11 protein-coding genes and 1 pseudogene are annotated in these 12,736 nt (G+C 43.9%); all 12 read left to right on the top strand.

Annotated elements, in window-relative coordinates:
* Positions 1 to 786, top strand: a 786-nt coding sequence (locus tag CHB62_RS13550) for a hypothetical protein (protein ID WP_089367253.1), incomplete at its 5' end; no start/stop codon positions are given.
* Complete coding sequence (locus tag CHB62_RS13545; protein ID WP_089367250.1) at positions 776 to 2,404, top strand: polymorphic toxin-type HINT domain-containing protein; 1,629 nt, start codon at positions 776 to 778, stop codon at positions 2,402 to 2,404. The genes CHB62_RS13550 and CHB62_RS13545, both read left to right, overlap by 11 nt.
* Positions 2,405 to 2,648: 244 nt before the next feature.
* On the top strand, positions 2,649 to 3,242 hold the full coding sequence (locus CHB62_RS13540) for an SMI1/KNR4 family protein (RefSeq protein WP_089367249.1): 594 nt from the start codon (positions 2,649 to 2,651) through the stop codon (positions 3,240 to 3,242).
* Positions 3,243 to 3,734: 492 nt separating this feature from the next.
* Complete coding sequence (locus CHB62_RS13535) at positions 3,735 to 4,361, top strand: polymorphic toxin-type HINT domain-containing protein (RefSeq protein ID WP_102048247.1); 627 nt, start codon at positions 3,735 to 3,737, stop codon at positions 4,359 to 4,361.
* A gap of 12 nt (positions 4,362 to 4,373) precedes the next feature.
* Positions 4,374 to 4,919, top strand: a complete 546-nt coding sequence (gene comJ / locus CHB62_RS13530) for a competence protein ComJ (protein ID WP_089367248.1) — start codon at positions 4,374 to 4,376, stop codon at positions 4,917 to 4,919.
* Positions 4,920 to 5,103: 184 nt separating this feature from the next.
* Positions 5,104 to 8,154 (top strand): RHS repeat-associated core domain-containing protein, encoded by a 3,051-nt coding sequence (locus CHB62_RS15435; RefSeq protein WP_303395902.1) that lies wholly within the window; start codon positions 5,104 to 5,106, stop codon positions 8,152 to 8,154.
* A gap of 13 nt (positions 8,155 to 8,167) precedes the next feature.
* Positions 8,168 to 8,794, top strand: a complete 627-nt coding sequence (locus tag CHB62_RS13520) for a DUF8467 domain-containing protein (protein WP_089367247.1) — start codon at positions 8,168 to 8,170, stop codon at positions 8,792 to 8,794.
* Positions 8,795 to 8,936: 142 nt separating this feature from the next.
* The gene (locus CHB62_RS13515) at positions 8,937 to 10,238 is read left to right on the top strand and encodes an RHS repeat domain-containing protein (RefSeq protein WP_240616317.1); all 1,302 of its coding nucleotides are present in this window, start codon (positions 8,937 to 8,939) and stop codon (positions 10,236 to 10,238) included.
* A gap of 6 nt (positions 10,239 to 10,244) precedes the next feature.
* Positions 10,245 to 10,616 (top strand): hypothetical protein, encoded by a 372-nt coding sequence (locus CHB62_RS13510; protein WP_025000578.1) that lies wholly within the window; start codon positions 10,245 to 10,247, stop codon positions 10,614 to 10,616.
* Between the two features lie 48 nt (positions 10,617 to 10,664).
* Positions 10,665 to 11,966, top strand: a complete 1,302-nt coding sequence (locus tag CHB62_RS14730; protein ID WP_176414879.1) for an RHS repeat domain-containing protein — start codon at positions 10,665 to 10,667, stop codon at positions 11,964 to 11,966.
* A gap of 11 nt (positions 11,967 to 11,977) precedes the next feature.
* Positions 11,978 to 12,412, top strand: coding sequence for an Imm44 family immunity protein (locus CHB62_RS13500; RefSeq protein WP_089367245.1), 435 nt, complete (start codon positions 11,978 to 11,980; stop codon positions 12,410 to 12,412).
* 94 nt (positions 12,413 to 12,506) lie between these two features.
* Positions 12,507 to 12,736, top strand: a pseudogene (locus CHB62_RS13495) (ISL3 family transposase); the annotation flags it as partial.

The raw sequence follows: 12,736 nt of genomic DNA, 5'->3' as shown, positions 1-12,736 counted from the left end.
TATGACCTTACCGCAGAAGGACATTCCAAGGCTATGGTCATTGATAGTGACTTCAAGATGACGAGTCGGCATGAACTTACGTTCCTTGAAGTAGACAAGGAACAGCAATGGTGGCGTTTCCGCCTGCGTGAGTTATCAAATAAGTTAGTGAAATATGATGACGCCACTGTGGCTCAGATTATTGAGGCGACGAATGAGATTAGTGCCATATATGACGAATTGGACTTCTGGGTCAGCGACCACGGGATTCTCCGTAAGATTAATAATAGGGAGCAAGTCTATTCCAAATGGGAGAAAGTTCGTGAGTATCTTACCTACAAGTACCCCATGAGCTCGTATGAGATAATCCTTGCAAAGGAGAAGGAACTTGCCAATGAGCCACTGTTTATGAACAATATTCGCTATATGCACTTCATGTATGCTTATTTCCTTCAATTTGGAAAATATATGCGTGAAGAACGCTTTAAGCATCGTGATATTGACCGCTTCGGTTCATGCGTTCCTATTGAACTTGCTTGTACGTACAAAACAAGTAAGGGTGTCATGTTTGATGGCAAGACCGATCGACATTTTAAGGGCGACATGATTTATGATAGTAGTGCTGTGGAGAAGATAACCAAGAACGTTGATGCAAAAGGAGCGAATATGGAGTATCAGATGCGTGCAGACTATCATAATGATGGTGAGATATTGGAAGAAGCCAATCTCAGCCTGAGTGAGACAGTCGGCAAGGATTATTCGTTGTACACCCACCTACATCTAAAACTTCACGAAGATGGCGAATGAACAGTATCTTACAGAACAGCACTATTTAGTCTGTACAAAGGGGGCTAAACCCGTCCATGTCAGTGTGGAGTCCCATAAAAGTGTGAAGTTTAGCGGGTCATTGGCAGCTACGAGCAAGGATGTTCAAAGGAAGGCTAATTTTGTATGTGCAGGGGCAGTCGCCTTTGGAGCTGGTGCCGTTGCTGGTGTAGGTGTTGGAGTTGCATCGTTTGCTATCGCTGCTTGCATGGGTGTCCCAGGACCAGGGTGGGTGGCTGCAGCAATTATTGCTGTAGTTATCGTTGCAGCATTAGTCTTAGCTGGTAGTAAGTGCGCCGCTGCTGCAGCAACTCGCTTTTGGATTCCCAATACAACATCTCAATGTTCTAAACTGAATGGTGCACCACTACTGACTCTTTCTTCCCAGATGAGTTGTCCGGCAGAAGGCGGCTGTATTACAGCTAAAGCAACATTCTGGGAGGCATGGGGAAAACAAACATTAACAAATCTGGGGCATGTATCCAATTTTGCCTTTGGATATCTTGTTGGTCGAGGATGCTCGGAAATGGTACTCCAGTCAGGAGCTGCTGCTGCAGAAGCTTCTACCCTAACAGAAGCTGTGGGAAATTTTGGCAAGGAATTTGGCTCTCAGTTTGCTTCAGCTGCAAAATCCAATTTTGCTCAGTACTTTAAGGGATGGAAAAAAGCTGGATTATTCTGCCGTCTCATGAAAGGACTCGGCCTTTCTGGTGCGATTATGGAACAAGTTGATATTTGGACTGATGAGGACAAGGCCATTTGGGAAAAGATACTATCAAGTGGTATAGCACTTATCCTTGATTTCATTGCTGGAAAAGGTGCTACAACAGTCTGTTTCCCTGCAGGTACAAAGGTTCATACGCAGTGGGGACTTGCCGACATAGAGAAACTGGAAGTTGGCGTACCTGTGCTCACATACAATGAGGAAACGGGTGAGAAGGAATATAAGAAGGTAAAAAAAGTCATGCGTCGTATGACACGTCGTATGTGTGCCTTGGAACTTTCTAATGGTACGACAATTGAAGTAACACCCGAACACCGCTTCTTCAGTAATGGCGAATGGACTCCAATTGAAGAACTTAATGTTAATGACACTCTTCAACTGAAAGATAATTCTATCGTTGTCATTGAGAATAAGATTATTTTCCCTACCTTTGTCGAGGTCTATAATCTGGAGATTGAAGACAATGAAAACTATTATGTCACCGAAGAGGGAGTGCTGGTGCATAATGGGTACAAACCTCGGAAACCTTCTGAAATTAATAAAAATATCGACCATTCCAAAACTGTTGTAAATGCAGACGGGTCAGTGAGCTATACAGATTGGGATGGAAATACTGTCCTCTATAATTCTAATGGATATCCTGATTTTTCCCCTTATAAAGTAGAACAAGCGGACAATGTCGTAGGAATGACTGGTGTCTATTCTCATGATGCAGCTTTAGCCAATGCGAGAGTAAAATATTCGAGTACACCAGAAGGTTATGTATGGCATCATGTAGAGGATGGAAAAACTATGCAGCTTATCCCACAAGATATCCATCAGCATTTTCCACATACGGGTGGAGCATCAGGATTAAGAAACGGAACATTACCATAATGTATAGATAGTAAAACATTATAATTAAGGTTCTGCGGGATTTAGTGTGAATTAACATGCCGTATCCCGCATTAAGCGGCACGAAATTCGTATCTTTGTAGTCAGTATGAAGAAATCAAGACCATCGGCAGAGGATATGGTACTGCCGAACGCTATCGGATAGCGATTCTATTCTTCTATGGTGGTCTAGACATATGTTAACTCACACTAATTACAGTAGAACCATAATTAAAAACAAGATATAATGAATACATTTCGCATTTTAGAATCATTACCATCAAATGTAATGATGGAGAAAATGAGTGAGTTGAAGAGAATTATCGGAGTAGACTCCCTCTTTGTTTTTGAAGAATTCATACTGACAAACAATGTCTGTATGTCCCGTCTGAATCACTACAAGAAGAAAAGCGTTGAGTTCTCAATTGATTACTTCTTAGGCTTTTCTTCAAAGAAAAACTACGATATAATCCACACTATCGGAGTATATGAAGGGCGAATGCCTGATGAACTCTTCCCCATTGCAATCGTTGATGGCGGAGACTTGCTGTGTATGCACAAGAATACTGGCTGCATCTATTATTGGTTCCATGAAGAAGACGACTGGGGACTGGAAGGCAATCAGAAGTACCCGGCACAGGTGGGTACAGATCTGAATAGCTTTATAGATAATCTCACAACCTCGCCCCAGCCTACTCAGGAAGAGATTCGCCAGGTTATGAAACACGGCAGTGTAACCATTACGCCTAAAGCCGTTGAATTAAAAAATAACCAACGAAAAGCAGAAGGACTTCCACCTCTCAGTTTTGAAGAATGGGATAAGCTCCTCAATAACAGGTAGATTTCCTAAAAGAAAGAAATTTTTAGCTAACGACTGACAACGCAATGAGAACAATGTAAGCATATAAAGAATTACTTTTCTGGGAAGAACTTTGAGAAAGAATAACAAGAATATTTATAAAATCTGATTATTCTGTTGTTTCTTATCTCATATTGTAAACCTGTATTAATTCAACTTTTGCCCCCTATTTGCTCTTTATTCACATAGATTCAAATTGAAAGGATTGAAATAACTTTTCATCAACTTAGATACAAGCAGAGTGTCGGTAGGTTACAAAAAATGCGCAAGAGAAGGTGTTTAATTGAACTTCAAGTAAGATTTTACTTGTACTTCAATTAAGCACCTTTCCTATTCAAGTAGAAGATAAATAGAAAGGAAATAAACTTCCTTATGTTTTCAATCTGTGCACTAATTTCCCTAAAAGTATATTTTGAATATCATAATGAATGAGTAGACTGTCTGTCAGGGAATACAAGAAGGTGAAGAAAAGCAATGCGCCGTATATGTGCTTTGGAACTTTCTAATGGTACGACAATAGAAGTAACACCCGAGCACCGCTTCTTCAGTAATGGCGAATGGACTCCAATTGAAGAACTTAATGTTAATGACACTCTTCAACTGAAAGATAATTCTATCGTTGTCATTGAGAATAAGATTATTTTCCCTACCTTTGTCGAGGTCTATAATCTGGAGATTGAGGACAATGAAAACTATTATGTCACAGAAGAGGGAGTGCTGGTGCATAATGGGTGTAATAACAAGGCCACAGTGAAAGAGGTAGATGCTGATACACACAAAGTAGAAGTTACAATTAGCAAGTCAAATTATCCAGAAACAAGTCAACATATTGAAGATGCTATAGCATCGGGCAAACCTGACATCGTAACAATTGCAAGAGATAAAGCTAAACAGAATAGAGCTAAATCATTGCGAGGAGTTAAAACTAAGCCGAAACTTGACAGAGATGAATGGCCTATGGCTATGTTTAAGGAAGGAGGAAAAAACGCTGACATTAGACATATTGGTGCATCTGATAACCGAGGTGCTGGCAGTGCCATTGGAAATGCTCTGAAAGATTATCCTAATGGTACAAAAGTAAAAATAATAATTAAAAAATAAATATAGATAACTATGATTAAAGAAAACATCTTGGTTTCTCATAATCAAATTATAATTCGATCTATCCCTTTTGATGAGGATATACAAAAGTGGGATGAAGAAAGTCTTGAAAAAGGAATAATTTGGAATAAGAATTATGTAGTTCTAGACCCTTTAGTTGATGACTCTTTTGGCTGCTGGTTTCTTATTGATAAGAAAGAAGAGTTATTACCCAGTGAAACATCTATTAGGTCAGCTATTATTCCTTTTGAGATAACTAATGAAACAGACTTCAGTATCAATACTGTATCTGAGTCTGTAAAATTATATAAAGATCCAGCAATAACCATAGAAGAGGAACAGAGTAAAGGAATTTATTTCCCTTTGAACACATTACAATCATATCGCTTTGAAGAAGGTAGTTATTGTATGTTGTTTGAAATTTGTATGGGCAAGCCAACGGATGAAATAGAAGAAGATGAGGTCTATTATAGATTTATCTTTAAAAAAGAAGCACGCCCTGTATTTAAAGTTTTGAAAGATGACCCATACGGCTGGGACACTCACTTTTCATTGTAAAACTTTTGTTGTTCTTGATTTCCTCTTTATAAAGTAAGATGATTAGACATTGCAGATCGCTCTGCAAAACAAGGAGTTGAAGTGAAATCTGGCAAATACTTCTCTTCAGGCAAAAATATTGCTTATGAAGTTGAGAGAGATGCTGCTCTTGTTAATCGTGAATGGTCAATAGAATGGCATATCGATGGTAAGGCACGTTCTTTTCCGTTATACAACAAAGGGGGCGCTGAAGGAAATCGTTGATTCACGTGGTGAGACTCTCTATGTAAATACTGATTGTCAAGGACGTGTAGAGAAAATTTTCAGACGAGCGAATGGCAAGGATATTCCTCTTGTGGGCTACCACTATGATTCATCAGGTAATATGATCTCCACGGAGGATTCTTCTGGTACGAGGAAGTTCTTTTATTATGACGGTCATCAGCTGGTGAAGCTCACCAACCAGTCAGGTATGAGCTTTCACTGGGAATACGACGGTGAAGGGGAAGCCTCACGCTGTATTCATACTTGGGGTGATGACGGCGTAATGGAATACTATATTGAGTATGGTGATGGCTTTACTCGCACTACTAATGGACTGGGGCACACAACGGAATACTACTATCACGACAATAAGCTGATTTACAAGATAGTGGATGCCAACGGCGGTATTACTCGCCAGCATTACAATGAGTTCAAGGAGTTGGATGTCGTAGTGAACCCCGAAGGCTACAGCCGCCGTACCCTATTCAACAACTTCGGTCTTCCTGTAGAGATGACGGATGAAAACGGTGCGAAGACAAGACTTGCCTACGACGGACGTCGGAACCTTACGTCCGTTATTACCAGTACTGGGCGTAAAACATCATGGGAGTATGATGAGTATGACCGTGTGATAAAACGCACACTGTCAGACGGTAACAGCTTCAGATATACCTATGAAGGAGGTGCACTGAAGACCATCACTGACATGGAGGGACGCATCTACACGTTGAAATTCAATAGTCGGCAGGAACTCCTGCAGCTTGTCTTCCCAAATGGCATTCACCGAACATGGGAGTATGATGAGCGTGGAAGACTTGTCAAGGCTACGGATGTCAAAGGCAACGTGACTTCCTATGGCTATGATGATGCTGACAATCTGATACGTCTGCATGAACCGGATGGCAATGTGCACGAGTTCTCCTATGATACATCGGGCAACCTTGTCATGGCTTCTGACCGACTGCGCAAGGTGGAGTTCGAGTACGGACCGTTGGGAACGCTCATCGGTAGGCGTCAGCTCGACCATCATGTGCGTTTCCGTTATGACGGTGAGCTGCAGCTGCGTGAGATTATCAACGAGGGCGGAGAATGCTATTCCTTCCGTCTTGACGGACTCGGTCGTGTCGTGGAGGAGACTGGCTTTGACGGTCTGCAGCGTAAGTACCTTCGTGATGGTGCCGGCAGGGTGGTACGGGTGATACGTCCCGAGGGAAGACAGACAGACTATGAGTATGACGGTGTTGGCAATATCCTGCAGGAAACACAGCATGACGGTCGGACAAGCCGCTTTGCCTATGACGGGGACGGACAGCTGCTGCGTGCTGAGAACAAGGAAATAAAAGTAGCCTTCAATCATGACCTTGGAGGGCGGATCGTGAAGGAGACACAGGGCGGGCACTGCATCATGCGCAAGTATGACCGTACAGGACGTCACGTGCACACCGAGAGCAGTCTTGGTGCAAGTATTGACTATTCCCACGACAAGGATGGTAACCTCAGTGAGATGAACAGCGGAGGATGGTCAGCCAGATGGCAGCGTGACAGGGTAGGACTGGAGACGGAGCGTGAACTTACAGGCGGAGTGCATATAAAGACACATCATGACAGCCTTGGACGTGAGACCTACAAGTCGGTGGGTGCACGCAATGTCGAGCAGTTCCGCCGCAGCTACACCTGGGGCATCGGCAACCGTCTTCATGCAACCGAGGACGGTCTTACGGGTCGCAGGGTCCGCTATGACTATGATGAGTTCGACAATCTTCTTTCCGCCGAGTACAAGCAGGGGAATGACGTTGAGTTCATCTACCGTATTCCTGACCGTATCGGCAACCTCTTTGAGACACGTGAGAAGGATGACCGTAAGTACGGTGCGGGCAGCCGGCTGGCGGAAGACCGTGACTATTTCTACCACTACGACTGTGAGGGCAACCTCGTGTTCAAGGAGTTCAAGGAAATGGCGTTGCGCGGCGGCATCATCGCCCCCATTAATAGGGAGCGGCTCGAAACAGAGCTTGGCATCACTTTCCGCGCCTTTGGTACGGGCTGGCGTTACGACTGGCAAAGCGACGGCATGCTTGCCCACGTCGTGCGCCCCGACGGAAAGGAAGTGTCGTTCGCCTACGACGCCCTTGGCCGTCGCATCCGCAAGACATACGCAGGAACGACCACCCGCTTCGTTTGGGACGGCAACGTTCCCCTACACGAATGGACGGAAGAAGCAGAAGAAAGCATGGTCACCTGGCTCTTCGAGCAAGACACGTTCGTGCCTGCCGCCAAGCTGGTTGCCAACGGCGAGTGTTTCTCCATCATCTCCGACTACCTCGGTACGCCCCTGCAAGCCTATGACAAGCAGGGCAACAAGGTGTGGGAGCAGGAGCTGGACATCTACGGGCGGCAAAGGAAACGGCCATCCGCGTTCATTCCATTCAAGTACCAAGGGCAGTACGAGGATGCAGAGACTGGATTGTATTACAATAGGTTTAGGTATTACGACCCGAATGCGGGGAGTTATATCAGCCAAGACCCGATAGGATTGGCTGGTGGAAGCCTAATCCTATACATGTATGTGTCAAACTCAAATAATTTGATAGATCCTTTTGGATTAAGCAGAAGAGGAAATCAGGCAACGAGAGATCACATTGAAGTGGTTAAAGACAAATTCATGTCAGATAATCCCGGTGCAACCCATATAGGTGGCGGCTTAGATGATGCTGGGAACCAAATGAAAGAAGTTTATATTAGGCCAAGTAAACCTATTCCAGGTAGCACCAAAGGTGGTTCTTATACAGACTTAACGTTCAAAACAGCAGATGGCAAGATAGTCCACATTAATACTGTGGATAAGGGAAATTTCAATGGAATGTCAAAAAGGGAATTCACTAATCTTAATAGAATAAAAGCAGATGCCCCAGATACTGTTGTAATTGCCATAGGCAAGGGAGACGATCCCGGTGATTTAAGTATGAACAAAGCGAAGACGTCTAGCCATTAAAAGAATATTAGCAATGGAAAGAATGAGAGATTGCCAGTTGTTTATGACAACAAAAGACGAAAAAATGTTTTGTAAGACATTGAGAGCTTGTAATCCCAACATATACTTCTTAGATGTAAAGCCCTCTTTTGAAGCATGTGTAAATGGGCGCTTGGTTAGCGATGTTACAGAGTTGAACAGTGAGTTCTTCTCAATAGTTAACCTTGACTTGATTAGTAAAGAAGAATTGAGTAAGTGTTATAAGATACGTAACGGATATTATCACTTTTTCCAATTGGGACGGGCTCAAATGCAATTTTTACGTTCTACACCTGATACAAATGTAGAAGGTTGTTTACAACATGGAAGAATAGCAGATTCATATGAAACAGACGACAAAGAAGAAAAAGAATGGAAAAATAAGGTATACAATATTCTAAAGAAATTAGGCCAAAAGGTTTGCTGGTATTATATTTTGCCTGACGGGACAAGAGAAATTTCAGCTAAGCCACAAAATAATTTAATCGCTCTTCCTGATGCCATTCTCAACTATGATGGTAAACAGGGTAATTTTATGATTCACAACCGAGCTATGTTTGTTCCTCAAGGAATTTCTGTCAACGAAGTGAATGACAATCCAATCCTTATTCCTAAAGAATAAACGATTTACATCGATTGGATAGAATCATGATTGTCTACATGACTAAGCGCAAGCCTCTGTCTTTTGGTTGTCTATCGAGGAAACTTTCACACTGACTTCCAGCAGATGGTAGACGGACCACGATCTGGACGGTGCGCGCAACGTGGAGCAGTTCCGCCGTCGCTACACGTGGGACATGGGCAACCGCCTGCTGGTGGCGCGCGACGAGATTTCGGGCCGCGTGGCTCGGTACGACTACGACGAGTTCGACAACCTCATCTCGGCCGAGTACGAACGCGGCGGCGAGGTGGAACGCCTCTACCGCGTGCCCGACCGCATGGGCAACCTCTTCGAGTCGTGTGAGAAGGACGACCGCAAGTATGACGCCAGCGGGCGGCTTGCCGAAGACCGCGAACATTTCTACCACTACGACTGCGAGGGCAACCTCGTGTTCAAGGAGTTCAAGGAAATGGCGTTGCGCGGCGGCATCATCGCCCCCATTAATAAGGAGCGGCTCGAAACAGAGCTTGGCATCCGTTTCCGCGCCTACGGCACGGGCTGGCGTTACGACTGGCAGAGCGACGGCATGCTCGCCCGCGTCGTGCGCCCCGACGGAAAGGAAGTGTCGTTCGCATACGACGCCCTCGGCAGGCGCATACGCAAATCTTTCGCAGGAACGACCACGCAGTTCGTGTGGGACGGAAACGTTCCCTTGCACGAATGGACGGAAGAAAGCGAGATGGTCACATGGCTCTTCGAGCAAGACACGTTCGTGCCTGCCGCCAAGCTGGTTGCCAACGGTGAGTGTTTCTTCATCGTGTCCGACTACCTCGGCACGCCCATGCAGGCCTACGACAAGCAGGGCGACAAGGTGTGGGAACAGGAGCTGGACATCTACGGGCGGCAAAGAAAACAGCCATCCGCGTTCCTACCATTCAAGTATCAGGGGCAATATGAGGATGCGGAGACGGGACTGTATTATAATCGTTTCCGCTACTACGACCCGAATGCAGGGAGTTATATCAGCCAAGACCCGATAGGTCTGAAAGGTGGCAATCCGACATTATATGCGTGTGTTAAAGACTCTAACAATGAGATTGATGTTTGTGGATTAAATGTATTTTGGTCGGGTGGTGTGGATGCTCAAAATGCTGCTAGGATTTTTGCAAAACAAAAGGGTGACACCATTTTAGAAATGACCCCTCACGGTCAAGCCTTGGAAGAATGGACTAAAAATTTAGATTGGGAGACAGAAGCTAAACCTTTATGGCAGAAAACCTCTAAAGACTTTGCAGGAAGTACTGTAGGTGAAGCTCATGTCTTTATTTATGAGCCTAAATATAGAGGAGCAAATAGCGTTTGGGAACAAGATGAGTTACCTATTTTAAAGAAAAAAGGAATTCCCGTCTTTGAACATAGGATTGATGCAGATGGCAATATAAAAGTTAAACAAATTCATCATTAATAGGCTATGGATAAAGAAAAGTACACGGTAAGGGGAGAAAATGGAGAGTTCTTGGCACTATTAAGACGTGGAGGTATTGAGTATGTAACCTCTACGGGAATTTCTTACTATATTGATTCAGAAATGGTATCTTCAGATGAGTGCGACTTTGTCATATATTCATCTTATATCAAATTGTATCAAGATTATAAAAAAGAGAAGTCTTTAGACAACATCGAATATTTTGAAAAATTTGATGATAAGACAGGAATAGGAAAAGGATATATTAGGTATAAGAAGAGGTTTGATTCACATATTTCAAGAAAGGAAAAAGACTATATTCTTAAACGAGTAAAACAAATGTGTACCAAAGCAGGCATCAAAATATGCATTGTGTAGCGGAACCGCAAATGTGTTTTGAATGAAAGAGTATGTGATACGTGGAGCATGGGCAACCGCCTGCTGGTGGCGCGCGACGAGATTTCGGGCCGCGTGGCTCGGTACGACTACGACGAGGTCGACAACCTCATCTCGGCCGAGTACGAACGCGGCGGCGAGGTGGAACGCCTATACCGCGTGTCCGACCGCATGGGCAACCTCTTCGAAACGCGCGAGAGGGACGACCGCCGCTACGATGCCGGTGGCCGGTTGGCCGAAGACCGCGAACATTTCTACCACTACGACTGCGAGGGCAACCTCGTATTCAAGGAGTTCAAGGAAATGGTGTTGCACGGCGGCATTGTCGCCCCTATTAATAAGGAGCGGCTCGAAACCGAACTGGGCATCCGTTTCCGCGCCTTCGGCACGGGCTGGCGTTACGACTGGCAAAGCGACGGCATGCTCGCCCGCGTTGTCCGCCCCGACGGCAAGGAAGTGTCGTTCGCCTACGACGCCCTCGGCCGCCGCATCCGAAAATCTTTTGCAGGAACGACCACGCAGTTCGTTTGGGACGGCAACGTTCCGCTGCACGAGTGGCAGGAAGTTGCAGCTGATGCCGGAAAGGCAGATGTCACCACCTGGCTATTTGAGCAGAACACGTTTATTCCAGCTGCCAAGCTCGCTGCCAACGGCGAGAGCTTCTCCATCGTATCTGATTACCTCGGCACTCCCCTGCAGGCATTTGACAATAACGGCAACAAGGTATGGGAGCAGGAGCTTGACATCTACGGACGACAGCGGAAACGCCCCTCTTCGTTCATACCGTTCAAGTACCAGGGACAATATGCGGATAAGGAGACGGGACTTTATTATAATAGGTTCCGCTACTACGCCCCAAGGACTGGAGCATACATCAGCCAAGACCCGATAGGGTTGGCTGGTAACAATCCTACGTTGTACGGGTATGTGAAAGATGCTAATGATATGTTGGACATCCTAGGATTAGATGTTTACAAACTTGTAGCCTCTTCTGACGGTTGGTATCCTGTCTATGAAAAAGGGAAAAAAGACCCCATTGCTTATACTCGACTTGATAAAGGTAATGTATATAAGATAGGTGAATCTCAAAAATCCTCAAATAGATATTCTTCTACAAGGATGGATGAGGCAAGAATAAATAAGTCTAAGGCTACTTCTGTTATGATTGGAACTGATGGAAAAGCTATACAGGGACAAACGGCCGGATTAAATATGAAGTATATTGATACAGGAGAGGCTAAAAGTGCAGACAGGCTTTTAGAAACAATGAAATTAAAAGAGTATCATAAAGAGCATGGTAAATTACCTGCTGGAAATAAGACTTTCCATTAAAGAATGAAACTATGGCAGTTTTTTTTAAGATATTGTGCGAACAGCATTATCCAGGGACTCAATTAAAGTTAGAGTTACTGAACAGAGTTGTAGACTATTTTATGGATAATCTACAGGATACAATTTGGCAAAATTCTATATCAAACAAATTATGCAAAGAAGGAAGTAACCATAATGCGTTGCTAATTGTTTTGAGATTGTTTTATGAAAGTGAGATTGTAGAGGGGAATTTAAAATCGTATGCTCGGTATATAAAACAGAAAGAAAGACTTGTAATAGATCAAATGTTGATTTTAGATAATTTTTTGAAATTATCTGAGGATGAAATGATCGATAATCTTTGTGATGAGGTATGGTTATATGTAGAATCGTGTTTAAAAAATACATTGGACGTTTTCATGATTTTGATGCTGCAGCATTCATTCCCATGCTGGAAGAACGAATAAAATAGGTTCTTCCGTTAAATGGATAGATATCTCTGATTAGTTATATATAAAAAGCTAGTATTATGTATCTTTGTAGTGACCAAACTTCAAGAACATGAATACCAACATAATGCAAAACGCCTTAGGCGTCTTCCAACAAGATTGTCAGAAACTGCGCTACGAAGATAATAACTTAGTTTTAGAAATCCAAACTCCAAAGGAAAAACTTTGTTGTCCTGTATGTGGAAGTCATAATATCAATCGTAACGGCAGCCATATTCGTCGCTTTGTAAGTGTTCCAATTGGTCTGAGCAAGACCTATCTGGACATGCGTGTACATCGTAT

It is taken from the genome of Prevotella jejuni, from assembly GCF_900187995.1.
In the GTDB taxonomy this organism is placed as follows: Bacteria; Bacteroidota; Bacteroidia; order Bacteroidales; family Bacteroidaceae; genus Prevotella; species Prevotella jejuni.
Note: the sequence above shows the minus strand (reverse complement) of the source record. Positions and strands in the feature narration are given on the sequence as shown.